The organism is Croceibacterium sp. TMG7-5b_MA50, from assembly GCF_039830145.1.
In the GTDB taxonomy this organism is placed as follows: Bacteria; Pseudomonadota; Alphaproteobacteria; order Sphingomonadales; family Sphingomonadaceae; genus Croceibacterium.
In genome coordinates, this window is record NZ_CP156082.1 from 1 (window position 1) to 22,046 (window position 22,046).

Consider the following 22,046-nt stretch of genomic DNA (forward strand, 5'->3'; position numbering starts at 1 on the left):
ATGATCAGGATGGGACCGCAGGCAGGCCGCGCGACGGGTGCGGCCGACCGGGCGGCGAGCGGGAGAGACGCGGTGGAGGATGCCGAGGCGGTGGCGCTGGCGGCGGACTGGGCCGACATCGTCTCCGGCCTGCGCAAGGATCTGGGGCACCAGCTGTTTACGCAATGGATTCGTCCGATCGAGCTTGGCCCGCTATGCAAGGCGACCGGCACGCTGGACCTGTACCTGCCGACCGAATTCTCCGCCAACTGGGTGCAGGACCGCCTGCAGGACCGGCTGGCGCTCGCCTGGAAGATTGCCCGCGCCGAGGTGCGGACCGTGCGGATCGCGGTCCATCCGGGCCGGCGCAAGGCGGCCGACCTGGAGCTGCGCACCGGCGAGGACGGCCTGGGCCATCGCGCTGCCAATGACGGCCTGCGTCTGGTCACCCCCACCATTCCGGAAGAGCCGACGACCAACGCCCCGGTCGGACTCGATCCCACGCTGACCTTCGCCGCCTTCGTCACCGGCACCGCCAACATCCTGGCGCGCAACGCGGCTGAGCGCATGGCGGCGGCGGAGCAGCCGCAGTTCTCGCCCCTGTATCTCAAGGCCGCGACGGGGCAGGGCAAGACGCACCTGCTGCACGCGATCGGCCATGCCTTCACCCAGACCCATCCGCGCGGGCGCATCTTCTACTGCTCCGCCGAGCGGTTCATGGTCGACTTCGTCCAGGCGCTGAAGAGCGGTGAGATGATGGCGTTCAAGACCCGGCTGCGCGGGTTCGACCTGCTGCTGGTGGACGACCTCCAGTTCATCATCGGCAAAGCCAGTGCGCAGGAGGAACTGCTCTACACGATCGACGCGCTGCTGGCAGAGGGCAAGCGGCTGGTCTTCGCCGCCGACCGGGCGCCGCAGGCGCTGGACGGCGTGGAGCCGCGCCTGCTGAGCCGGCTGTCGATGGGCCTCGTCGCCGATATCCAGCCGGCGGACATCGAACTGCGCCGCCAGATCCTCCATTCCAAGCTGGCCCGCTTCGCGCCGCTGGCCGTGCCGGAGGATGTGATCGAGTTCCTCAGCCGCACGATCAGCCGCAATGTGCGCGAGCTGGTGGGCGGGCTGCACAAGCTGATCGCCTACGCCCAGCTGACCGGGCAGGACGTGTCGCTGCAGCTGGCGGAAGACCAGCTGACCGACATCCTGTCAGCCAATCGCAAGCGGATCACCATCGACGAGATCCAGCGCACGGTCTGTTCCTTCTACCGGATCGACCGCAGCGAGATGGCGAGCAAGCGCCGGGCGCGGGCGGTGGTGCGGCCGCGGCAGGTGGCGATGTACCTCGCCAAGGTGCTGACGCCGCGCTCCTATCCGGAGATCGGCCGCAAGTTCGGCGGGCGGGACCATTCGACGGTGATCCACGCTGTGCGCCTGATCGAGGATCTGCGCGCCCGCGATGCCGAGATGGACGGCGACGTGCGCAGCCTGCTGCGGCAACTGGAAGACTGATCGCGCCGCCCCACATACCTGCAATGCTGGAACCCGATCGCCTGCAGCGCTTCGCGCGCCATATCGTGCTGCCTGAGCTGGGCGGCGTGGGTCAGCAGCGGCTGGCCGATGCGCGCGTGGTGCTGATCGGGCTGGGCGGAATCGGCAGCCCGGCGCTGCAATACCTCGCCGGTGCCGGGATCGGGCACCTGCTGCTGGTGGATGACGACCGCGTCGATCCCACCAACCTGCAACGCCAGACCATCTATACCGAGCGGGATGTCGGCCATTTGAAGGTGGTCGGGGCCAAGCGCTGGACCACCAACTTCGACGCGGCGCTCGACATCGAGCTGAGTGACGAGCGGATCAGCCGTGACAATGCCGGGGCGCTGGTAGCCGGTGCCGATCTGGTGGTGGACGGGTGCGACAACTTCGCCACCCGGCTGGCCGTGTCGGACGCCTGCGTTGCGGCCGGCGTGCCGCTGCTGAGTGCGGCCGTCGGGCGGTTCCAGGGGCAGGTGGCGGCCTTCAAAGGCGCCCCCTGCTACCGCTGCTTCGTGGGCGATGCCTTCGATGCGGAGGATTGCGACACCTGCGCCGCCGACGGCATGCTGGGGGCGATGGCCGGGTGGGTCGGCACCTTCGCCGCATTGCAGGCGGTGCGTATCCTGACGGGCACGATGGGCGACCCGCAATGGGGCCGGCTGCACCTGCTGGATGGGCTGGCGCCGGGGATGCGCAGCATCGCCATCGCCGCCGATCCGGGCTGCTCCGCCTGCGGCGCTGCGCGCTGAAAGTTGACACTAACTTGACACCTGAATCGGCCCGCCGGCCGACGCGTTAATGTGCCCGTGAACCGGCGAAACGTGAGATGCGGTGGGACAAGGCATGGCATGGGCCTGCCATGACAGAGGTGAGCGATGTAGGACAGCGGCGCTATCGTCGCAGCACCCCAGCCACCCAGTCCGGCACCAGCACGCTGGCAGGACCGAGGCGCGTCTCGTCGAACAGGCGCGAGCCGAGGCTGCGATCGAGGTTCAGCTCCAGCGTCGCCGCGCCGGCGTCCCGCGCGGCCTGCACGAAGCCGGCGGCGGGGTAGACCGCGCCCGACGTGCCGATGGAGACGAACAGGTCCGCATCGGCCAGCGCGGCGAAGATGCGGTCCATTTCATACGGCATCTCCCCAAACCAGACGATATCGGGCCGGAGGGCCGGGGACCCGCAGGCCGGGCACGGCGGATCGCCCGACAGCGATGCCGTCCAGCGGTGCCGCGTGTTGCAGGCGGTGCACCACGCCGACAGCGCCTCCCCATGCATGTGCAGCACGCGCGCGGCGCCTGCCCGTTCGTGCAGATCGTCGATGTTCTGGGTCACGATCAGCAGTTCGCCAGTCCACTCCCGGTCCAGCCGCGCCAGCGCCGCGTGCGCGGGGTTCGGTTCCGCCGCCAGGACCGCCGCGCGGCGCAGGTCGTAGAAGCGCTGCACCAGCGCCGGGTCGCGGGCGAAGGCCTCGGGCGTCGCCACATCCTCCACCCGGTGATCTTCCCACAGCCCATCCTCCGCCCGGAAGGTGGCGAGGCCGGACTCGGCGCTGATCCCGGCGCCGGTCAGGATCACGATGTTGCGAATGGCTGTCATGGTCGCCATGAAGCACGGGCAAGGGAGGGACGGCAATGGCGCGGATCGGCATCATCGGCAGCGGCGGACGCATGGGGCAGGCGCTCGCCCGCGCGATCGAGGTCGCGGGGCACGAGCTTGCGGGCGGCACGGACCGCGGCGAGGACCCGGCCCGGCTGGCCGATGCGAGCGATGCGCTGGTCGACTTCTCCGTACCCGCGGCGCTGGAGGCGAACATCCACGCGGCGGTCGGCGCGGGCGTGCCGATCCTGATCGGCACCACCGGGCTGGAGCCGGTGCATCACGCCCTGATCGAGAGCGCGGCGGGGGCGATCCCGGTGCTGCAGACCGGCAATACCTCGCTTGGCGTCACGCTGCTGGCGCATCTGGTGCAGGAGGCGGCCGCGCGACTGGGGCCGGACTGGGACGTGGAGGTGCTGGAGATGCACCACCGCATGAAGGTCGATGCGCCCAGCGGCACCGCGCTGCTGCTGGGCGAGGCGGCGGCGGCGGGGCGGGGGATCGATCTCGCCGAGCACAGCGAGCGCGGGCGGGACGGGCATACCGGCGCGCGCGCATCGGGCGCGATCGGCTTCGCCGCCCTGCGCGGCGGCACCGTGGCGGGGGAGCACAGCGTGATCCTGGCGGGCGAGCATGAGCGCATCGTGCTGTCGCACAGTGCGGAGGACCGGATGATCTTCGCCCATGGCGCGATCCGCGGCGCCGGCTGGCTGATCGGGCAGCCTGCGGGCCGGTATTCCATGGCGCAGGTACTGGGCATTTGAAGCGCGACCAGATCTTCGAGTTCTTCCGCCGGCTGGCCGAGAATGACCCCGACCCGGTCACCGAACTGGAATACGGCAATACCTACCAGCTGCTCGTCGCCGTGGTGCTGAGCGCGCAGGCGACCGATGCCGGTGTCAACAAGGCGACCCGCGCTTTGTTCAAGGAGGTAACCACGCCGGAGCAGATGCTGGCGCTGGGCGAGGACGGGCTGAAGGCGCACATCAAGACCATCGGCCTGTTCAACGCCAAGGCGGCGAACGTGATGATCCTGTCGCGGCAATTGGTGCAGCGGCATGGGGGCGAGGTGCCGCAGACCATGGACGAACTCGTCGCGTTGGCGGGCGTGGGGCGCAAGACCGCCAATGTGGTGCTGAACTGCGCCTTCGGGGCGGAAACCTTCGCGGTGGACACCCATGTGTTCCGCGTGGGCAATCGCACGGGTCTGGCGCGGGGCAAGACGCCGGAGGCGGTCGAGGCGAAGCTGGAGAAGCGGGTGCCGCAGCCGTTCCGCCGCAATGCCCATCATTGGCTGATCCTGCACGGCCGCTACACCTGCAAGGCGCGTCTGCCCGAATGCTGGCGGTGCCCGGTGACCGATCTGTGCGCCTACCGCCCCAAGGTGCTGGAACGGCCGGCAAAGCGCCCCGTTGGCAAGGGTGTGGCGCAGGCCGCCTGACGCCCCGCCGCAGCCGGAGACCTGCCGATGCGACCGCTTGCCCTGTCATCCCTGCTGCTCCTTGCCGCATGTACGGTGGCGGAGGATGCCGCGACTGGAACGGCGGCCGATGCCGATGATGTGCCCGCCGCCCGCGTGCTCGGCCCGGGTGAGCGGTGCCTGCAGGCCAGCCTGATCCAGAATACCGATGTGCAGGGCGCGCAGGTGATCGATTTCCGTATGCGCGACGGGCGCACCTTTCGCAGCACCCTGCCGGCATCATGCCCCGGGCTCGCGTTCGAGCAGCGCATTGCCTACGACGTCAGCGTCGGCCGGCTCTGTCATACGGACACGGTCACCGTGCTGCACTGGGGTGGCGGTAATACGGTACCCGGCGCGCGCTGCCGTCTGGGCGAGTTCGTGCCGGTCGAACTGATCGAACCGGACCGGGACGGCACGCTGGACTGAGGGTGGCCCTGCTTGGCGGACGGCGAGATCGGCGCTAAGGGCCGCGTTTCCGGTCAGGCACCATGAACAACGATTTGGCACATCCAAACGGCGGCGAGCGGTCGCCCCTAACCGTCGCAGAGACGGCCAGCCTGACCGCGCGGATCACCTGGCTGTCCGTCGGGGTGGGCGGTACGCTGATGCTGGTCAAGGCGGGCGCCTGGTGGGTCAGCGGGTCGGTCGCGCTGCTCGCCTCCGCCGCCGATTCGGCGCTGGACTTCGTGGCGGCGCTGGTGACGTTCTGGGCGGTGCGCGTCGCCGTGCTGCCCGCTGACGCGGAACATCGTTACGGCCATGGCAAGGCGGAGGCATTCGCCAGCCTGCTGCAGGCCGGCCTTGTCTTCGCCTCCGCCGCACTGGTCGGGCAGCAGGCGATCCATCACCTGCTGGAACCGCAAGCCGTGGCGGCGGAAGGGCTGGGCGTCCTGGTCATGGCGCTGTCGATGGGGCTGACGCTGGCGCTGGTGCAGGCGCAGGCGCGGGTGATCGCGCGGACGAGTTCGGTCGCCATCAAGGGGGACCGGGCGCATTACCTGGCCGATCTGGTGTCCAATGCCGCCGCCATGGTCGGTCTGGCGCTGGCGCAGGTCACTGGTAATACGCGCTGGGATGCGCTGGCGGCGCTGCTGGTGGCGGCCTGGCTGGTGAAGGGCGCGGTCGAGGTGCTGCGCGCCGCGGCCAACGAGCTGCTGGACCGGGAGGTCGACGATGCGGAGCGCGAGGCGCTGCTGGCATTGGCGCTGGACGATCCGCAGGTGATGGGCGTCCACCAGTTCCGGTCGCGCCGGTCGGGACCGATCCTGCACGTGCAGATGCATATGGAACTGGAGCCGACCCAGCCGCTGATCGCCGCGCACGACGTGGTCGAGGCGGCGGAGCGGCGCATCCTGGCCGCGTTTCCCGGTGTGGACCTGGTGATCCATGCCGACCCGTTCGGCCATTCCGAAGACCATGACGAGGATTTCGACGGGCTGACAGTGGGTCATGCCGCCGACCGGGTGGTCAATCCGAAGGCGCGTTCCGGGCGGTAGCCCCGGCGAACAGGCCCAGCGGCCCGTTGCCGCCGCCGAGCCCTGGCGCGGCGAGCAGCGCGCGGCGGACAAAGGCCCGCGCCTCCACCGCGGCAGCTTCCAGCGGCAGGCCACGGCCGAGCAGCGTGGCGAGCGCGCTGGCCAGCGTGCAGCCGGTGCCGTGCGTGTGGAGGGTGACGATCCGCTCGTCATGCCAGGCGATGTCCGGATGACCGGGCTGCACCAGACGGTCCTCGATCATGTCGCCCGCTGCGTCGCCACCCTTGGCCAGATAGCTCACGTTGCGGGCCGTCATCCCCGCCGCGCCGCCGAGCGCCGCCAGTTCGGGCACGTTGGGGGTGGTCACGGTGGCGAGGCGCATCAGCCGTTCGAAGGCGGCGATGGTGTCGGTATCGGCCAGGATCGCGCCGGTGGTCGCCACCATGACCGGGTCGAACACGACCGGCAGGCCGCTGCCTTCCAGCCGGTCGGCGACGGCGTGGGCGATGGCGGGGCTGCCCAGCATGCCGATCTTCACCGCGTCGGCGCCGATATCGTCCAGGCAGCTGGCGACCTGCGCCATCACGAAGGCGGCGGGCATCACCTCCACGCCTTGCACGCCCAGCGTGTTCTGCGCCGTCAGCGCGGTGATGGCGCTCATGCCGTAGCCGCCCAGCAGGGTGATCGCCTTGAGATCGGCCTGGATGCCGGCGCCGCCGGAGCTGTCGGACCCGGCGATGGTGAGGATGCGCGGCGGCGTCATGCGGGCGTGTGGCGCCGGTGGGAGGAGGGGGGATGCGCGTCCAGCCAGCGCTTGGCGCGGGTCGGCCGGTCGGTCAGTTCCCCGCCGCATTCCGGGCAGCGATCGTCCAGCGCCTCCGCGCACTCCGCGCAATAGGTGCATTCGAAGGAGCAGATGAAGGCGCCGGGCGATTGCGGCGGCAGGTCGGTGCCGCAGCGCTGGCAATCGGGCCGCATCTCCAGGCTCATGCCGCGGCCGCCCGCACGGCGCCGCAGATCGCGTCCACCACCCGGTCCACCGCGCGGGCATCGTCGCCTTCGGCCATGACGCGGATCTTCGGCTCCGTGCCCGACTTGCGGATCAGCACCCGGCCGCTGCCGGCGAGCGCAGCCTCCCCATCCCTGATCGCGGCCTGCACCGATGCGTCGGCCAGCGGGTCGCCGCCGGCGAAGGTCACGTTCTTCAGCACCTGCGGCACCGGATCGAACAGATGCAGCAGGCGGCTCGCCTTCTGGCCCGTCTGCACCAGCGCGCCCAGCACCTGCAGCGCGGCGATGCAGCCGTCGCCGGTGGTGGCATGATCGGTCAGGATCATGTGGCCCGACTGCTCCCCGCCGACATTGTAGCCGCCGGCACGCATCGCCTCCAGCACATGGCGGTCGCCGACCTTGGTGCGGATCAGTTCCAGATCGTGTCGGGCGAGCAGGCGTTCGAGGCCCAGATTGCTCATGACGGTCGCCACCACGCCGCCGCCGCGCAGGCTGCCCGCCTCGTTCAGGCGGAGGCCGATCAGGGCCATGATCTGGTCGCCATCGACGGGTACTCCGCGCTCGTCGATCACGATCAGGCGGTCGGCGTCGCCGTCCAGCGCGATGCCGATGTCGGCCTTCTCGGCGATGACCCGCTGGCGGATAGCGTCCAGGCTGGTCGATCCGACGCCGTCATTGATGTTGAGGCCGTTGGGCGCGACGCCCATCGCCACCACCTCCGCGCCTAATTCCCAGAACGCCTCCGGCGCGACGGTGTAGGCGGCGCCGTGGGCGCAATCGACCACGATCTTCAGCCCGTCGAGCCGGACGTCGCTGGGCAGCGACTGCTTGATAGCATGGATGTAGCGACCGCGCGCATCCTCGATCCGGCGGGCGCGGCCGATCGCATCATTGGTGGCGAGCGGCTGGTCCGCCTGCATCGCCGCCTCGATCGCCGCCTCGTCCGCGTCGGACAGCTTGAAGCCGTCCGGCCCAAATAGCTTGATGCCGTTGTCGGCGTAAGGGTTGTGGCTGGCGGAGATCATGACGCCGAGATCCGCGCGCATCTCCCGCGCGAGCAGAGCGACGGCGGGGGTGGGCAGGGGGCCGGTCATGATGACGTCCATGCCGACGCTGGTGAACCCGGCGGCGAGCGCGGTTTCCATCATGTAGCCGGACAGGCGCGTATCCTTGCCGATCACCACCCGGTGCCGGTGGCTGCCGCGCAGGAAGTGGCGGCCGGCGGCCTGGCCCACCTTCATCGCGGTCGCCGCGTTCAGCAGCGTGCCATTGGCCTGCCCGCGAATACCATCTGTGCCGAAATATGCGCGTTCCATGCCGCTCCATGTACCGGGAGTGATTGTCAGACGGGACCGTCCATGCCGCTTGCACAAGGCATTGTCACGCCTACAGAATGGCGCGATGCCTCCCGAACCCGTCAGTGCCGGCGCGCACTCCCCCGACAATGTCGACCCGCCGATCGTGCAACTGCCCGCCGGCTGGACCTTTGCCGCACTGATCGCGGGTTTCGGCGCAGGCTGGCTGCTGTCGGACAGCGCGGCCGCCGCGCCATTGCAGGCCATCACCGGCCCGATCGGCAATCTGTGGCTCAGCGCGTTGCAGATGACGATCATCCCGCTGGTCGCCAGCCTGCTGGTCACCGGCATCACCGGCATGGTCGCGACGGCCCGCGCCGGGGCCACCGCCCGCCGCACCCTGCTGGCGTTCTGGGCGGTGCTGACCGGCGGCACGCTGGCGGCGGCGTTCCTGACCCCCATCCTGCTGGAGGTGTTCCCGATCCCCGCCAGCGCGGGGCAGGCGTTGCTGGCGGGCGCCGCCCCGCCGGGGGAGGTGCCGGGCATCGGCAGCTTCGTCGAATCGCTGGTCACGCCCAATGTGGTCGCCGCTGCGGCGGATACGGCCATGCTGCCGCTGATCGTGTTCTTCGTGGCGCTGGCCTTCGCCCTGACGCGGCTGGCGCCGGTGCGGCGGACCCCGCTGATCGAGCTGTTCGCCGGGCTGGGCGATGCGATGCTGGTGGTGATCGGCTGGGTGCTGTGGCTGGCGCCGGTGGGCGTGCTGGCGCTGGCCGTCGGGGTCGGGCTGCGGAGCGGCGGCGGCGCGCTGGCCGCGCTCGCCCACTACATCCTGCTCGTCTCGTCCCTGGGCGGGATCGTCATGGCCGCCGCTTACGTGCTGGCGCGGCTGGGCGGGGGGCTGCCGATCGGCCGCTTCGCCCGCGCCGTGCTGCCGGCGCAGACGGTTGCGCTCTCCACGCAGAGCTCGCTCGCCAGCCTGCCGGCGATGCTCGGTACCTGCCGTGCGCTGGGTCTCAGGGAAACGAGCGGCGACTTCGTCCTGCCCCTGGCGGTGGCGCTGTTCCGGGCCACGGGGCCGGCGATGAACCTGGCGGTGGCGATCTATGTGGCCGACCTCGCCGGCATTACCCTGACACCGCTGACGATGGCGGTGGGCGTCCTCGTCGCGCTGGTCACGACGGTCGGTTCGGTCAGCCTGCCCGGCGCGGTCAGCTTCGTCACGGCGATCGGCCCGATCGCGATCGCGATGGGCATCCCGGTGGAGCCGCTCGCCTTGCTGGTGGCGGTGGAGATGGTGCCGGACCTGATGCGGACGGTCGGCAACGTCACCATGGACGTGGCGGTCACGTCCTACGTCGATCGGTCAGGCGGCGATCGCTAGACCGGCGGGTCCTCCGCCACCGGATCGGTGGCGGGGAACAGCGGCTCCCCGAAGATGAAGCCGATGACATTGGGTCGACCGAGGTGGTCGAACAGGGCGGTCAGCGCCAGCAGGATCGGCACGGACAGCAGCGCGCCGAATACGCCCCAGATCCAGGTGAAATAGCTGAGCGCCAGCAGGATCATCACCGGATTCATGGTGAACCGCGCGCCCAGGATCGCCGGCGTCACCACATTCGCCTCCACCGCATGCAGGCCCAGATAGGCGGCGGCCGGCATAAGCCCCACCAGCGGCACATCCGCCGTACCCAGCCCGAACAGCGCCAGCAGCGCCATCATCGCCAGTGGCCCCAGATAGGGCACGAAGTTCAGCAGCGTGGCGAGGCCGCCCCACATGACCGGCGCACCCAGGCCCAGCACCCATGCGCCCAGCGCCACCACCACCCCGACGCCCAGATTGATGAGCGCGACTGTCAGGATGTACGCCGCGACCCGGTCCTGCACGTCGCGCATCACCCGCGCGGCCTTCAGGCTGGCGCCGAAATGCTGCCGGTCCAGCAGCAGGCGACGGCGCAGCCGTACGCGCGCCTCGATCATGAAGAACGCCATCAGGAAGGTCAGCAGGACCTCCAGCAGCACGGACGGGGTGGCGAAGGCGAGCTGTTCCAGCATGGAGGGGGTCGCCAGCACCACCTGCTGCCCGTCAGCGCCACCCACGATGGCGGCGATGCGTTCGTTCAGGCGGGAGAACCAGACGAAATTGCCCTGCAGGTGGCGGAAATGCTCGCCCACCCGCTCCACCATGGCGGGCGCCGCTTCGAACAGGGTGACGGCAGGGCGTAGCACCACGGCCAGCGCCATCGCGACCACCGCGAAGAACAGCAGCAGCGCGGCGAAGCTGGCCAGCGCGTTGGGGAGCCGCCACAAGGCCAGCCGGTCCGCCACCGGCGACAGGACGATGGTGAGCATGATCGCTGTGACCAGCGGCAGGAACACCACGGACCCGATCGACAGTACGAAGGGCAGCGCCAGGAACAGCCCGGTCGCCAGCAACACCACCAACGCGGAGATCAGCCGCAATTCCTGCGCGGCAAAGGTCATCCGGTTGCCGGTGCCATCCGCCGGGGCGAGTGATGCCGGTTCGGGCGGCAGAAGCGGATCGGTGCCGATCATGCCGCCCTGTAGCGCGGTTGCTACTTGGTGGGAACGGCGCGGCCGCGCCCGGCGGCAACTTCGTCCAGTTCCTCCAGGATGGCGCGATGGGCGATCGGGTCGCCCACTGCACGATCGGGGATGGAGCCTTCCTCGATCATGGCTGTCAATGCGGCGCGGGCGCGGCCCACGCGGCTCTTGATCGTGCCGACCGCACAGCCGCAGATCGTCGCCGCCTCTTCGTAGGAGAAGCCGCCTGCACCCACCAAGAGCAGCGCCTCGCGCCGTTCGGGCGGCAGGGTCAGCAGTGCGCGATGCATATCGGACAGATGGATCGGCTCCTCCTGCCCGGCGGGTGCGGTCAGGATCCGTTCCGCTGCGGTCTCGTCATACTCGCCGCGGAAGCGGTTGCGACGCATGTCGGTAAGATAGGCGTTGCGCAGGATCACAAAGGTCCAGGCGCGCATTGAGGTGCCGGGCTCGAACCGGTCCTGCGCGGCCCATGCCTTCAGCAGGGTCTCTTGCACCAGATCGTCAGCCATGTCGGGGCGACCGCACAGGCCGCGGGCGAAGGCGCGCAGGTGCGGGACCACGCCTTCCAGCTCCCGCTTGAAGGCCTTCTTGTCGTCAGCGCTGCGCTTGGGCAGCTCGCGTACTTCCGTATTCATTTGCTGGCGTCGTCGAGCTTGGAGAGCAGATCCTTGAAACTGTCGGGGATCGGTTCGTCCACCACTTGGTCATACAGCTGCTTCAGCCCGGTTGCCCAGACAGGATCGCCCTTGCCGCTTTTCATCGCCCGGTGCGTTCCGTCCGGCGATGCCCGATCAGCCGCAGGCATGTGCTTTTTCTCAGCGCCAACCATTCCTTCAACCACCCCGCCCCGACACAATGGACCACCCCGCGTCCCGGCGCGGATCCGGCGATCAAGCTGGATTGTACGCAGGAACGATCGGCGGAAAAACTTTCCGCAGACGTCCAGGAACGGAATGGGTGACATCCGGTTCCCATACCAATCGGGAAAGCGGTTACCGGGCTGTGGCCGGCGCTCCACCGGGTCAAGATGTTAGGGCAAGTGCTGGGGACTGCCAACACGGCGCAATGATGGGTTGGTTGAACAGCGCCCTTGCACAGCTGCAACAGCGATTTGGCCAGCCCGGCCGGGATAAAGCCGGGCGGCGCAGCAAGCTTGCCGCCGCTGCCGGGCGCCGGCAGGCGACGCAACGCTGGCTGATCCGTTATCCGCGGGCGGTGCCGGTCGCGATCTTCCTATTGATTGGCGCGATCACCATCATCGCCGTGACCGCCATCCAGCGGGGGGAGGACGGACGCGCCGCGGCGCAATTGCGCGTGCGGGCCGGCGGCATCTCCGCCGCGCTGGAGCGGCGGGCCAATTCCAGCAGTGCGTATCTGCGTGCCGGTGCCGCCCTGATGGCGAGCATGGACGATGCGGGCTCCGCCTCGCAATTCCGTCGCTTCGTCTCCGAATTGCGGCTCGATGCCGATTATCGCGGCGCCGACGGGATCGGGTGGGCACCCGTGGTCCGGCGCGCGGAGATCCCGGCGTTCAATGAGCTGGTCAGCCTGCAATCGCCAACCCCGGTGCAGCTGCATCCCGCACTTAGCCCCGACCAGCTGTTCGCCGTGCCCGTGACCTTCCTGCAGCCCGATACGGAGCGTAACCGGCGCGCGCTCGGCTTCGACATGTTCTCCGAACCGGTGCGGCGCGCCGCCATGCTGGAGGCGGAGCGGACCGCCCGGCCCACCGCGACCGACAAGGTGGTGCTGCAACAGGAACAGTCCGGATCGAAGGGGGCGGGCTTCCTGATCTACATGCCCGTGTTCGAAGGGGCGGTGGGCGGCCGGCAATTGCGCGGCTTCATTTACAGCCCGTTCAATGCGCAGGACTTCCTCGCCGGCGTGCTGGAGCAGGAGGAGGCGAGCATCGCCAGCATCCAGCTGTTCGACGGCACCGCCGCGCCCGAACACCTGCTGGCTGCCGCCGGCCCGCCGGACGCCGACGGCGAGACGGTGACGGAGATAGTATCCATCGCCAACAATCCCTGGGTGCTGGAAGTGCGTGCCGCCGACAAGCGCGGCCTGTCGCTGCTGTCCATGGCGACCATCATCTTCGGCATGATCATCGCCGGCATGCTCGTCCAGCTGGTGCGGCTGCTGACCCGCCAGGCGCTGGAGGACGAGGCGCGGCTCGCCTGGTTTGAGGAGCAGTCATCGATCCGTATGTCGCTAACGCGTGAGTTGAATCACCGGGTAAAGAACACGCTGGCCAATGTGCTGTCGATCATCGCCCTGACGCGGCGCCGCGCGACCGAGCTTAACGATTTCGCCGACGGGCTGGACGGCCGCATCCGTGCCCTGTCCGCCACGCACGACCTGCTGACCCAGTCCGAATGGGGCACGACGCCGGTGCGCGCGGTCGTGGAGGCGGAGCTGTTGCCCTATGCGGACGCCAGCGATCACGAGATCGATCTGGCCGGGCCGGACATCGCGCTGGCGCCGAACGAGGCATTGTCGCTGGGCCTTGCCATGCACGAACTGGCGACGAATGCGGCGAAGTATGGCGCGCTCAGCCGCGCCGGCGGTAAGGTGCGGGTGCACTGGCGCCTGGTGGCGGACGCGCTGATCCGGATCGACTGGCAGGAAAGCGGCGGGCCGCCGGTTGCGCAGCGGCGCAATCGCGGCTTCGGGTCGGACCTGATCGAACGGATCGTCGCGGCGGAGCTGAAGAACCCGGTCAAGCTGACCTTCGACCCGGCGGGCGTGCAGTGCATGCTGACCATTCCCGTTCGGCAACCGACCGAATTCGCACTGCGCGCCAGTCGTGCGCGTTCGCTGGCCCCGGCGGCCTGACACTGGACCGACTATATCCGGTCGAATATAGCGGGGCATGACTTTCCGCACCGCCAGCCGATCACTGCTTTCCGCTGTCGTCGGCATGCTGCTCGCCGGGTTGCTGGCCGCCTGCTCCGCCGAGCGGGACGGGACGGCGGGCGGGGGCCCCGTGGTGCTCGCCGCGGCCAGCCTGCAGGAGGCGCTGAGCGATGCGGGCGCTGCCTGGGCCGCACAGGGCCATCCGGCACCGCGCCTGTCCTATGCCGGGTCTAGCGTGCTGGCCCGGCAGGTGGAGGCGGGCGCGCCGGCCGACCTGTTCGTGTCGGCGGACGAGCAATGGATGGACTATCTGGAGGAACGGCGCCTGCTGCGCCCCGGCACGCGGGTGACGATCGCCAGCGGTGAACTGGTCCTGGTAGCTCCCACCCGGAGCATGGCGTCTGGCCTCGTGGCGCTGGCGCAGGGGCAGGTCGCCATGGCCGATCCCGTCGTGGTTCCTGCCGGTCGCTACGGCAAGGCGGCGCTGGAGCAGCTGGGCCTGTGGGCCGGCGTGGCGGATCGGGTGATTCCGGCGGAGAACGTCCGGGCGGCGCTGGCGCTGGTGGAGCGCGGCGAGGTGCCGCTGGGCATCGTCTACGCCACCGATGCCCGCGCGTCAGACCAGGTGAAGGTCATCCACCGCTTCGCGCCCGGCAGTCATCCGCCGATCCGCTACCCCGCGGCTGTGCTGGCAGGGGCAACGCATGCGGATGCGGCGGCCTTCCTGCAATTCCTGCGATCGCCGGCTGGCCAGCGGCTGCTGGCGGCGCGCGGTTTCGGCCCGGCTGCCGAGTGACATGTCCCTGACCGCCGCCGAATGGGCGGTGATCGGCCTGTCGCTGCGCGTCAGCTTGGTCGCGACCGCGCTGATCCTGCCGCCGTCCTGGGTCATCGCCTGGCTGCTGGCGCGGCGGCGCTTCCCGGGGCGGGCATTGCTGGACGCGGCGGTGCACCTGCCACTGGTGCTGCCGCCGGTGGTGACCGGCTGGCTGTTGCTGCTGCTGTTCGGACGGGCAGGCCCTGTCGGCGGCTGGCTGGAGGCGCAATTCGGCATCACGCTAGTATTCCGCTGGACCGGGGCCGTGCTCGCCGCCGGAATCATGGCCCTGCCGCTGACCGTACGGGCCATGCGCCTGTCGATCGAGGCGGTGGACCGCCGGCTGGTCGAAGCGGCGCAGACCCTTGGCGCGTCGCGCGTCCGCGCCTTGCTGACGATCACCCTGCCGCTCAGCACGTCGGGCATCGCCGCTGGGGCGACACTCGGCTTCGCGCGCAGCCTGGGGGAGTTTGGTGCCACCATAACCTTTGCCAGCAATATCGCCGGGGAGACGCGCACCCTGCCGCTGGCCATCTATACCGGGCTGCAATTGCCGGGCGGCGAAGGCGGCGTCGCCCGGCTGGCGATCGTGTCCATCCTGCTGTCGCTGGGAGCGCTGGTCCTGTCGGAATGGCTGGTGCGGCGTGCCGGCGAAGGGCGCGCCCATGCGCTTTGACATCAGCCTGCAGCACCCGTTCGGCGCGCTGGCGAGCGGCGTGAGGCTGCACAGCGATGCACGGCTGACCGCGATCACCGGCCCGTCTGGCTGCGGCAAGACGACGATGCTCAACTGCATCGCCGGCCTGGTGCGCCCGGCGGCGGGTCGGATCGTGGTGGACGGCACCGTCCTGTTCGACGCGGCGGCCGGGATCGACCTGCCGCCGCATCGCCGGCGCGCCGGCTACGTGTTCCAGGACGCGCGGCTGTTTCCGCATCTGACCGTCGCGGGCAATCTCGCCTATGGCGCCCGACTGGCAGCGCCAGGGAACCGGTGGATCGGCCAGGAAGAGGTGATCGATCTGCTCGGCATCGGCCTCCTTCTTCACCGCCGCCCGTCCGGGCTGTCCGGCGGGGAGGTGCGGCGGGTGGCGATCGGCCGGGCGCTGCTGTCCGCACCCCGCTTCCTGCTGCTGGACGAGCCGACCGCGTCGCTGGACAGCGCGCGGACCGGGGTGCTGCTGGCCCTGATCGAGCGTATCCGCGATTCGCTGCCGGTCCCCATCCTGCTGGTCAGTCACGCCGCGGCGGAGGTGGAGCGATTGGCCGGACATCGGTTTGTGCTTGGCGAACAGGCACCTGCTTAGCAGGGCAAGCAATTGCCGATAGGCGGCAACAGGCGTAAACTGGCGCTCCTTGGCGGGGAGGGCGAGCATGAGCGAGTTCATCGGCAGCGGCGACACTTTCAGCGATGGTGCGATCGAACAGGCGGCGAAGGCACTGGGCTGCCAGGTTGCTGCGGTCCGGGCGGTGATCGATGTGGAGAGCCGGGGCGGTTACCTGACGGACAAGCGGCCCAAGATCCTTTTCGAACGGCATTATTTCAGCCGCCTGACAGGACGGCGGCACGATGCCAGCAATCCCGACATCTCCCACCGGCGCTTCGGCGGCTACAAGGGCGGGGCGCGGGAATACGACCGGCTGAACCAGGCCATCGGGCTTAATCGCGAGGCCGCGCTGCGTTCCGCCAGCTGGGGCGCGTTCCAGATCATGGGCGACAATTGCAAGGCGTGCGGGTTCGACGATGTGGATGACTTCGTCTCCGCCATGGTCGAATCGGAAGACCGCCAGTTGCAGGCTTTCGTCGCGTTCGTGAAGGCGAACCGTCTGGATGACGAGCTGCGGCGACTCGATTGGGAAGGGTTCGCCCGCGGCTATAATGGCCCGGCGTTCCGGGCGAATAATTACGACAAGAAAATGGCTGCCGCCTTCGCCTTCCACGCCGCCGGGCCGCCGCGCACCTCCGCGGGGCGGCCGCTGCTGAAGATGGGCGCCACGGGCGAGGACGTGGAGGATCTGCAGGAGGCGCTGGGCCTGAAGGTGGATGGCGATTTCGGTCCGGCGACGAAGCGGGCAGTCATCACCTTCCAGCAGGCGCGCGGCCTGGAGGCGGACGGAATCGTCGGCGCCGGCACGTGGGAAGCGCTGGCCGACAAGCTGGACCGTGCTTGACTCGACCTGGCGGTTTGCGTAACCGCGCCGCCTTGTTCGGCTGCCGTTTTCGCGGCGGCCTCATCATGTTTTGACGATCGGGATTAGAAATGAAGCGCACTTTCCAGCCGAGCAACCTTGTTCGTGCGCGCCGTCACGGCTTCTTCGCGCGCAAGGCGACCCCCGGCGGTCGCAAGGTGCTGGCTGCGCGCCGTCGCCGCGGCCGCAAGGTCCTTTGCGCCTGAGATCGATCGGGCGGGCGCCATGTCCCGCTCCATCACCGTACTGACGCGGCGCGCGGACTTCGTCGCCGCCAACCGGGGCCTGCGTGTCGCGCGCCCCGGTTTCGTGCTGCTCAGCCGCCCCAATGGCGGGCACGGCATCCGTTACGGCATCACCGTCACCAAGAAGATCGGCAATGCCGTGGTCCGCAATCGCATGAAGCGCCGGTTCCGCGAATTGCTGCGGGCCGCGCTGCCGGCCGGTGGCCTGCCGGATCATGACCATGTGCTGATCGGCCGGGACGGCGGGGTGGAACGCGACTTCACCCTGCTGGGTGCCGAACTGGCCGTGGCGCTGGAACGCGCCGCCGCCGGCAAGGGTGATCCCCCGCGCAAGCCCCGCGCCGCCCGCCGGTGAGGCAGCTGCCCGCCCGCCTGCTGATCCTGCTGGCGCGTGGCTGGCAGCTCGGCCCATCGCTGATCCTGCCGCCCACCTGCCGTTACCAGCCATCGTGCAGCCAGTACGCGATCGAGGCGCTGGGCCGCCATGGCGCGATCAAGGGTGGATGGCTGGCGGCCAAGCGGCTAATGCGCTGCCATCCCTGGGGGGGACACGGCCACGATCCGGTGCCCTGATGCACCGTCAACAGGCGGCTGCCTGCCCGCAAGTGAAAGCGATTCTGCGTCTTGAACAATCAGCGTAACCTGATCATCGCCGTGGTGCTGAGCCTCGTGCTGCTGCTCGGCTTCGACTTCGCGATGGGCCGCTTCTATCCGGAGGCGCCCGCCCCCGTGACCCCAACGGCCGACACGCCGGTGCAGCGCGCCGCGGTGGAGGCCGGCGTGCCGGAGCCGACCACCGGCGAGATGCGGGTGCGCGACGTCGCGACCGCGCTGACCAGCGCCGGGCGCGTGCGGATCGACGCGCCGGAGGTTGCCGGCTCCATCAACCCGGTCGGCGCGCGGGTGGACGATATCGTCCTCAAGACGCACCGCCAGACGGTGGACCGCGACAGCGGCCCGGTGCGCCTGTTCGCACCGGCCGGCACGCCGACGCAGCAATTCGCCCAGTTCGGCTGGGTCGGGCAGGGCGTCGCCGTGCCGGGCGCCAACACGGTGTGGCAGGCGAGCGGCGGGCCGCTGGCGCCGGGTCGCCCGGTGACGCTGACCTGGAACAACGGGCAGGGTCAGGTCTTCACGATCCGCTTCGACATCGACGAATTCTACATGCTGACCGTGCGGCAGACGGTGGGCAATGCCGGCAACGGTTCTGTGGCGCTGCGTCCCTACGCCTTCGTCAACCGGACCAGCCGGACGGCCAGCGCCGACACCTGGAACGTCCATTCGGGCCCGATCGGCCTGTTCGACGGCGCGGTCGATTTTGCCTGGAACTATGACGACGTGGACGAGGCGGAGACCGCCGATCCGGCCGGAGCCACGGGCTGGATCGGCTTCACCGACATCTACTGGCTGTCGGCGCTGGTCCCGCAGGATGGCGCGCGTGTCACCGGCACCTTCCGCGCGCTGGGCGACACCGATTATCGCGCCGACCTGATCTACGACCCCGTGACGGTCAATCCCGGGCAGCAGGCCAGCCGTACCACGCGGCTGTTCGCCGGCGCCAAGGAAAGCGAGGTTCTCGACCATTACGAGGATGCCGGCGTCACCAATTTCGGCCTGGCGATCGACTGGGGTTGGTTCCGCTGGTTCATGAAGCCGATCTTCTGGCTGCTGCGCACGCTGTTCGACCTGACGGGCAATTTCGGCGTGGCCATCATCCTGCTGACCTGCATCATCCGCGGCCTGATGTTCCCGGTCGCGCAGAAGGGCTTCGCCTCCATGGCGCAGATGCGCGCGGTGCAGCCCAAGATGAAGGCCCTGCAGGAACGCCACAAGGACGACCGCGCGACCCTGCAGCAGGAGATCGGCAAGCTGTACCGCGAAGAAGGCGTGAACCCGGTAGCGGGCTGCCTGCCGCTGCTGTTGCAGATCCCGGTGTTCTTCGCCCTGTACAAGGTGCTGCTGATCGCGATCGAGATGCGGCACAAGCCGTTCGCGCTGTGGATTCGCGACCTGTCCGCGCCCGATCCCGCCACGATTCTGAACGGCTTCGGCCTGCTCGACTTCCAGCCGCCCAGCTTCCTGGCGATCGGCGTGCTGGCGGTGCTGCTGGGCTTCACCATGTGGCTGCAGTTCCGGTTGAACCCGCAGGCGCTGGATCCGATGCAACAGCAGGTGTTCTCCATCATGCCGTGGGTGCTGATGTTCGTGATGGCGCCGTTCGCGGCCGGTCTGCTGCTGTACTGGATCACCAGCAACATCCTGACCGTGGCGCAGCAGCGTTACCTCTATTCGCGGCACCCGCAGCTGAAGGCCGCGATGGAGGCTGACCGGGCGGAGAAGGCGCGCGCCGCGGCGGCGCAGAAGTAGGATGGAGACGCCCGCCCCGCCCGAGCTGCCGCCGGAGTTGGTGGAACAGGCGCGCCGCCTGTTCGCCGGCCGGGTGGAGTTCCTGCTGTCCGCCCCGCAGCTGCAATTCCTGCCGGAGCCGGACTTTCCGGAAGTCGCGTTCAGCGGCCGGTCCAACGTGGGCAAGAGCAGCCTGATCAACGCCGTGACTGGGCGCAAGGCGATTGCCCGCGCTTCCGTCACGCCGGGCCGGACGCAGGAGCTGAACTTCTTCGAGGTGGGTGACCCGGTGCAGATGCGCCTGGTCGACATGCCCGGTTATGGCTTTGCCAAGGCGCCCGTGAAGGTGGTGGAGCGCTGGAAGCAGCTGGTCCGCACCTTCCTGATGGGGCGCACGGTGCTGCGCCGGACGCTGGTGCTGGTGGACAGCCGGCACGGCATCAAGCCGCCAGATCTCGAGATGATGAAGATGCTGGACGAGGCGGCCGTCGGCTATCGCCTGGTGCTGACCAAGGCGGACAAGGTGAAGGCGAGCGAGCTGGAAGCCACCCGTGCCGCCGTCGCGGCGGAGGCGCGCAAGCATTCCGCCGCCTACCCCCAGCTCCACGTCACCAGCGCGGAGAAGGGCATGGGCATCGCGGAACTGCGCGCCGCCATCCTGGCCGACGCGCTACAGCGCTGACCGCCCGCGTCAGCGCGGCGCGCGGGTCCGGCCCGGCGTGGTCGCGAAACTCGCCACCGCGGGTTCGGCGAGGAAACTGCTGCGCAGCGACTGCGTGCCCGTTAGTGCCGGATCGCCCCGGCGGTTGACCCGCTGTGCCAGCAGCGCCGGCAGGCTGATCCGGTGCAATCCCTCCACACTGGCCTTGGCCGCGCTCTTGCCCTCCGCCAGCGCGCCGACGATCTCTTCCGGCGTCAGTTCGGGCCGGTCGGCCGGCAGATGCAGCAGCACCGCGGCGGCGCGGATCAGCGGGAAGAAGCGATGTTCGCCGAAGCGGTCCTTGGCGCGGAAACCGCCGGCGGAACGGTGCTCCTCGCTGTAATGCGCCTCCGCCCGCAGGCGGAAGGCATTGACCGTCTGCCGGGTCAGGCTTTCGGCGGCATCTTCCGTCACCGGGAAGCAGGCAAAGAAGTCGTCCCCGCCCACATGCCCGACGAAGCCGCCGCTGTCGCGTGCGGCGGCCTGCAGCACGTCGGCGAAGTGGAGGATGATGCGGTCACCTTCCGTGAAGCCATAGGCGTCGTTGAACGCCTTGAAATTGTCGAAGTCGAAGAACACCACACTGTGCGGATGACCCACGGCGGAGCGTAGCAGGAACCGTTGGATCGAACCGTTGCCGGGCAGCCCCGTCAGCGGATTGCGATCACGCGCTTCCTCCACCGCCCGCTCGCTGCTCAATTGCAGCACGTGCTGGCTGCTCAGCATTCCGGCGAGCCGGCCGTCCACCGTCAGGACGATGCCGCGCGCATCGGGCGCGGCCATCGCGCTTTCGATGATGGCCTCCACCGTGGCGGTCGCCTCGGCCGTGGGGCATGGGGCGGCGAGGTCGCCGGCGGTCTGCCGAAGGCCGCGGTTCTCCACCAGCGCGGCGCCGTATCCGCTGAACAGGAAAGCGTTGAGCGCGGCCTCGTACAGCGCGCCCATCACATGCCCGCCGGCATCCACCACCGGCAGCATGCCCAGCGCAACGCCCTGCCGGAACCGCGCCACCGCGTCGGCCAGTGGGGTGGTATGATGCAGCGGCTCCACGGCGATGACCATGTCCGCGATGCGTCGCGGAATGCCGCCATCACGGCGCAGCCTGCCGGCGACACCCGACGTGTCCGCCATTTGCGGGATCCGCGTCGGTCGCCCGGTCAGGAAACCCTGCGCCATGTCGCAGCCCAGTTCGCGCAGGGTGCGGAAATCGGCCTCTTGTTCGACCTGGACCGCCACCGACGGAATGCCCAGCGCGTGGCCGAGCCCGATCAGCTTGGCGACGACCGCCTGCGCCCGGGTGTTGCGCGCAACGCCGGATGTCAGGTCACCATCCAGCTTCAGGTAATCGGGGCTGGTGCCCAGCAGGCACGCGATGTCGCCGGCGCCGTTGCCGAAGCCGGATAGCGCGACCCGCAGGCCGTGCTTCGCCATGATGCGCAGCAGATCGGGCGAGAGGCGGCGATCGGTCCCGCACAGCTCCACCACCAGGCTGCCCGGCGCGATGCCGGCGTCGCGCGCCAGTGCCGCCAGGCGGAGCGGCAGGTGCTCCCCTTCCTGCAGCAGACGAGGGTCGATATTGCAGAACAGGCGGGTGCCGGGCGGCAGCTCCTGCTCCGCGAAGCTGGCCACTGCGGCCGCTGCCAGCGCTAGGTCGACCTCGATCAGGCGGCCTTCGCTGGCGGCAAGGTCCAGCAGATCACACGCGGTGGCCGGATCGTGCCCATCGGGCAGGCGGGCCAGCGCTTCGAAGCCCTGCGGCTCCAGCGTGCCCATGGCCACGATCGGCTGGAACGCGAACTGCAACCCCGCGGCATCGACCAGCCCGGCCATGGGGCGCTTGCTGGGGCGCGGCATACCTGACCTGTGCAAGTTCATCGACCGTCCCCGTCGCCACACCGGCCGCATGTTGCCATCGCCGGGGTAAACGGGCCGTTAGCGAACCGGCATGAATCAGCCGTTCCGCAACTTTACGGCTCCGTCAC

25 protein-coding genes are annotated in these 22,046 nt (G+C 69.5%); 17 read left to right on the forward strand and 8 right to left on the reverse strand.

Translation table 11 applies throughout. The features are described 5' to 3' along the window. Positions 1-9 precede the first annotated feature (9 nt). Both dnaA and V5740_RS00010 read left to right on the forward strand, forming a co-directional pair. Entirely contained in the window at positions 10-1,485 is a 1,476-nt protein-coding gene (gene dnaA, locus V5740_RS00005) for a chromosomal replication initiator protein DnaA (protein ID WP_347304543.1), read from the forward strand. 23 nt (positions 1,486-1,508) lie between these two features. Next, positions 1,509-2,258 (forward strand): HesA/MoeB/ThiF family protein, encoded by a 750-nt coding sequence (locus tag V5740_RS00010; RefSeq protein ID WP_347303054.1) that lies wholly within the window; start codon positions 1,509-1,511, stop codon positions 2,256-2,258. Between the two features lie 142 nt (positions 2,259-2,400). Here V5740_RS00010 and V5740_RS00015 read toward each other — a convergent pair whose 3' ends face one another. Beyond that, positions 2,401-3,102, reverse strand: a complete 702-nt coding sequence (locus V5740_RS00015; RefSeq protein WP_347303055.1) for an NAD-dependent deacylase — start codon at positions 3,100-3,102, stop codon at positions 2,401-2,403. A 35-nt stretch (positions 3,103-3,137) separates the two neighbouring features. On the opposite strand from V5740_RS00015, the gene dapB reads away from it, so the two are divergent. From dapB to V5740_RS00035, 4 genes are all read left to right on the forward strand, one after another. Beyond that, positions 3,138-3,866, forward strand: coding sequence for a 4-hydroxy-tetrahydrodipicolinate reductase (dapB, locus tag V5740_RS00020; protein ID WP_347303056.1), 729 nt, complete (start codon positions 3,138-3,140; stop codon positions 3,864-3,866). Next, a complete protein-coding gene (gene nth, locus V5740_RS00025; protein WP_347303057.1) occupies positions 3,863-4,543 on the forward strand; it encodes an endonuclease III in 681 nt (226 codons plus the stop codon). Before dapB ends, nth begins: the two co-directional genes overlap by 4 nt. Before the next feature lie 27 nt (positions 4,544-4,570). Next, positions 4,571-4,990: a hypothetical protein gene (locus V5740_RS00030; RefSeq protein WP_347303058.1), complete on the forward strand. Its 420-nt coding sequence runs from the start codon at positions 4,571-4,573 to the stop codon at positions 4,988-4,990. A gap of 62 nt (positions 4,991-5,052) precedes the next feature. After that, positions 5,053-6,060, forward strand: a complete 1,008-nt coding sequence (locus V5740_RS00035) for a cation diffusion facilitator family transporter (protein WP_347303059.1) — start codon at positions 5,053-5,055, stop codon at positions 6,058-6,060. Here the strand turns inward: V5740_RS00035 and thiD are convergent. From thiD to glmM, 3 genes are read right to left on the reverse strand one after another with little or no spacing between them, the layout of a single operon-like run. Next, complete coding sequence (thiD, locus tag V5740_RS00040) at positions 6,032-6,802, reverse strand: bifunctional hydroxymethylpyrimidine kinase/phosphomethylpyrimidine kinase (RefSeq protein WP_347303060.1); 771 nt, start codon at positions 6,800-6,802, stop codon at positions 6,032-6,034. The two genes, V5740_RS00035 and thiD, sit on opposite strands and share 29 nt — an antisense overlap. Further along, the gene (locus V5740_RS00045) at positions 6,799-7,029 is read right to left on the reverse strand and encodes a DUF1272 domain-containing protein (protein WP_347303061.1); all 231 of its coding nucleotides are present in this window, start codon (positions 7,027-7,029) and stop codon (positions 6,799-6,801) included. The genes thiD and V5740_RS00045 overlap by 4 nt, the downstream gene beginning before the upstream one ends. Beyond that, entirely contained in the window at positions 7,026-8,366 is a 1,341-nt protein-coding gene (gene glmM, locus V5740_RS00050; protein ID WP_347303062.1) for a phosphoglucosamine mutase, read from the reverse strand. Before glmM ends, V5740_RS00045 begins: the two co-directional genes overlap by 4 nt. 85 nt (positions 8,367-8,451) lie before the next feature. On the opposite strand from glmM, the gene V5740_RS00055 reads away from it, so the two are divergent. Next, positions 8,452-9,729 (forward strand): cation:dicarboxylase symporter family transporter, encoded by a 1,278-nt coding sequence (locus V5740_RS00055; RefSeq protein WP_347303063.1) that lies wholly within the window; start codon positions 8,452-8,454, stop codon positions 9,727-9,729. Here the strand turns inward: V5740_RS00055 and V5740_RS00060 are convergent. The 3 genes from V5740_RS00060 to V5740_RS00070 are packed head-to-tail and all read right to left on the reverse strand — an operon-like array spanning position 9,726 to position 11,877. Then, a complete protein-coding gene (locus V5740_RS00060; RefSeq protein ID WP_347303064.1) occupies positions 9,726-10,901 on the reverse strand; it encodes an AI-2E family transporter in 1,176 nt (391 codons plus the stop codon). The two genes, V5740_RS00055 and V5740_RS00060, sit on opposite strands and share 4 nt — an antisense overlap. A 20-nt stretch (positions 10,902-10,921) precedes the next feature. After that, complete coding sequence (locus V5740_RS00065) at positions 10,922-11,548, reverse strand: sigma-70 family RNA polymerase sigma factor (RefSeq protein WP_347303065.1); 627 nt, start codon at positions 11,546-11,548, stop codon at positions 10,922-10,924. Continuing rightward, positions 11,545-11,877: a NepR family anti-sigma factor gene (locus V5740_RS00070; RefSeq protein WP_347303066.1), complete on the reverse strand. Its 333-nt coding sequence runs from the start codon at positions 11,875-11,877 to the stop codon at positions 11,545-11,547. The genes V5740_RS00065 and V5740_RS00070 overlap by 4 nt, the downstream gene beginning before the upstream one ends. 113 nt (positions 11,878-11,990) lie before the next feature. On the opposite strand from V5740_RS00070, the gene V5740_RS00075 reads away from it, so the two are divergent. From V5740_RS00075 to yihA, 10 genes are all read left to right on the forward strand, one after another. Then, entirely contained in the window at positions 11,991-13,748 is a 1,758-nt protein-coding gene (locus tag V5740_RS00075) for a CHASE domain-containing protein (RefSeq protein WP_347303067.1), read from the forward strand. Between the two features lie 37 nt (positions 13,749-13,785). Then, on the forward strand, positions 13,786-14,565 hold the full coding sequence (gene modA / locus V5740_RS00080; protein ID WP_347303068.1) for a molybdate ABC transporter substrate-binding protein: 780 nt from the start codon (positions 13,786-13,788) through the stop codon (positions 14,563-14,565). A gap of 1 nt (position 14,566) precedes the next feature. Further along, a complete protein-coding gene (gene modB, locus V5740_RS00085) occupies positions 14,567-15,262 on the forward strand; it encodes a molybdate ABC transporter permease subunit (RefSeq protein ID WP_347303069.1) in 696 nt (231 codons plus the stop codon). Beyond that, the gene (locus V5740_RS00090) at positions 15,252-15,890 is read left to right on the forward strand and encodes an ATP-binding cassette domain-containing protein (protein ID WP_347303070.1); all 639 of its coding nucleotides are present in this window, start codon (positions 15,252-15,254) and stop codon (positions 15,888-15,890) included. Before modB ends, V5740_RS00090 begins: the two co-directional genes overlap by 11 nt. Before the next feature lie 67 nt (positions 15,891-15,957). Then, positions 15,958-16,755 carry an N-acetylmuramidase domain-containing protein gene (locus V5740_RS00095; RefSeq protein ID WP_347303071.1) on the forward strand — a complete coding sequence of 266 codons (798 nt, stop codon included), beginning with the start codon at positions 15,958-15,960 and terminating at the stop codon, positions 16,753-16,755. An 89-nt stretch (positions 16,756-16,844) separates the two neighbouring features. Next, positions 16,845-16,979 (forward strand): 50S ribosomal protein L34, encoded by a 135-nt coding sequence (gene rpmH / locus V5740_RS00100; protein WP_347303072.1) that lies wholly within the window; start codon positions 16,845-16,847, stop codon positions 16,977-16,979. Positions 16,980-16,998: 19 nt separating this feature from the next. Continuing rightward, entirely contained in the window at positions 16,999-17,373 is a 375-nt protein-coding gene (rnpA, locus tag V5740_RS00105; RefSeq protein ID WP_347303073.1) for a ribonuclease P protein component, read from the forward strand. Positions 17,374-17,378: 5 nt separating this feature from the next. Further along, positions 17,379-17,591: a membrane protein insertion efficiency factor YidD gene (gene yidD / locus V5740_RS00110; RefSeq protein ID WP_347304544.1), complete on the forward strand. Its 213-nt coding sequence runs from the start codon at positions 17,379-17,381 to the stop codon at positions 17,589-17,591. A gap of 51 nt (positions 17,592-17,642) precedes the next feature. Next, positions 17,643-19,385 (forward strand): membrane protein insertase YidC, encoded by a 1,743-nt coding sequence (gene yidC / locus V5740_RS00115; RefSeq protein ID WP_347303074.1) that lies wholly within the window; start codon positions 17,643-17,645, stop codon positions 19,383-19,385. Between the two features lies 1 nt (position 19,386). Beyond that, positions 19,387-20,046 carry a ribosome biogenesis GTP-binding protein YihA/YsxC gene (yihA, locus tag V5740_RS00120; RefSeq protein WP_347303075.1) on the forward strand — a complete coding sequence of 220 codons (660 nt, stop codon included), beginning with the start codon at positions 19,387-19,389 and terminating at the stop codon, positions 20,044-20,046. 9 nt (positions 20,047-20,055) lie between these two features. On the opposite strand, the gene V5740_RS00125 is transcribed toward yihA, so the two are convergent. Next, complete coding sequence (locus V5740_RS00125; protein WP_347303076.1) at positions 20,056-21,894, reverse strand: GGDEF domain-containing protein; 1,839 nt, start codon at positions 21,892-21,894, stop codon at positions 20,056-20,058. Positions 21,895-22,046 lie beyond the last annotated feature (152 nt).

What these genes read in the sequence shown, in the direction of transcription:
- V5740_RS00060 (WP_347303064.1), bottom strand. Translation starts at nt 10,901, where the DNA reads ATGATCGGCACCGATCCGCTTCTGCCGCCCGAACCGGCATCACTCGCC.
- V5740_RS00015 (WP_347303055.1), bottom strand. Translation starts at nt 3,102, where the DNA reads ATGACAGCCATTCGCAACATCGTGATCCTGACCGGCGCCGGGATCAGC.
- rnpA (WP_347303073.1), top strand. Translation starts at nt 16,999, where the DNA reads ATGTCCCGCTCCATCACCGTACTGACGCGGCGCGCGGACTTCGTCGCC.
- glmM (WP_347303062.1), bottom strand. Translation starts at nt 8,366, where the DNA reads ATGGAACGCGCATATTTCGGCACAGATGGTATTCGCGGGCAGGCCAAT.
- V5740_RS00090 (WP_347303070.1), top strand. Translation starts at nt 15,252, where the DNA reads ATGCGCTTTGACATCAGCCTGCAGCACCCGTTCGGCGCGCTGGCGAGC.
- modA (WP_347303068.1), top strand. Translation starts at nt 13,786, where the DNA reads ATGACTTTCCGCACCGCCAGCCGATCACTGCTTTCCGCTGTCGTCGGC.
- V5740_RS00045 (WP_347303061.1), bottom strand. Translation starts at nt 7,029, where the DNA reads ATGAGCCTGGAGATGCGGCCCGATTGCCAGCGCTGCGGCACCGACCTG.
- dnaA (WP_347304543.1), top strand. Translation starts at nt 10, where the DNA reads ATGGGACCGCAGGCAGGCCGCGCGACGGGTGCGGCCGACCGGGCGGCG.
- thiD (WP_347303060.1), bottom strand. Translation starts at nt 6,802, where the DNA reads ATGACGCCGCCGCGCATCCTCACCATCGCCGGGTCCGACAGCTCCGGC.
- V5740_RS00055 (WP_347303063.1), top strand. Translation starts at nt 8,452, where the DNA reads ATGCCTCCCGAACCCGTCAGTGCCGGCGCGCACTCCCCCGACAATGTC.
- V5740_RS00095 (WP_347303071.1), top strand. Translation starts at nt 15,958, where the DNA reads ATGAGCGAGTTCATCGGCAGCGGCGACACTTTCAGCGATGGTGCGATC.
- dapB (WP_347303056.1), top strand. Translation starts at nt 3,138, where the DNA reads ATGGCGCGGATCGGCATCATCGGCAGCGGCGGACGCATGGGGCAGGCG.
- yihA (WP_347303075.1), top strand. Translation starts at nt 19,387, where the DNA reads ATGGAGACGCCCGCCCCGCCCGAGCTGCCGCCGGAGTTGGTGGAACAG.
- V5740_RS00035 (WP_347303059.1), top strand. Translation starts at nt 5,053, where the DNA reads ATGAACAACGATTTGGCACATCCAAACGGCGGCGAGCGGTCGCCCCTA.
- V5740_RS00010 (WP_347303054.1), top strand. Translation starts at nt 1,509, where the DNA reads ATGCTGGAACCCGATCGCCTGCAGCGCTTCGCGCGCCATATCGTGCTG.
- V5740_RS00065 (WP_347303065.1), bottom strand. Translation starts at nt 11,548, where the DNA reads ATGAATACGGAAGTACGCGAGCTGCCCAAGCGCAGCGCTGACGACAAG.
- modB (WP_347303069.1), top strand. Translation starts at nt 14,567, where the DNA reads ATGTCCCTGACCGCCGCCGAATGGGCGGTGATCGGCCTGTCGCTGCGC.
- V5740_RS00030 (WP_347303058.1), top strand. Translation starts at nt 4,571, where the DNA reads ATGCGACCGCTTGCCCTGTCATCCCTGCTGCTCCTTGCCGCATGTACG.
- V5740_RS00125 (WP_347303076.1), bottom strand. Translation starts at nt 21,894, where the DNA reads ATGGCCGGGCTGGTCGATGCCGCGGGGTTGCAGTTCGCGTTCCAGCCG.
- rpmH (WP_347303072.1), top strand. Translation starts at nt 16,845, where the DNA reads ATGAAGCGCACTTTCCAGCCGAGCAACCTTGTTCGTGCGCGCCGTCAC.
- V5740_RS00070 (WP_347303066.1), bottom strand. Translation starts at nt 11,877, where the DNA reads ATGTCACCCATTCCGTTCCTGGACGTCTGCGGAAAGTTTTTCCGCCGA.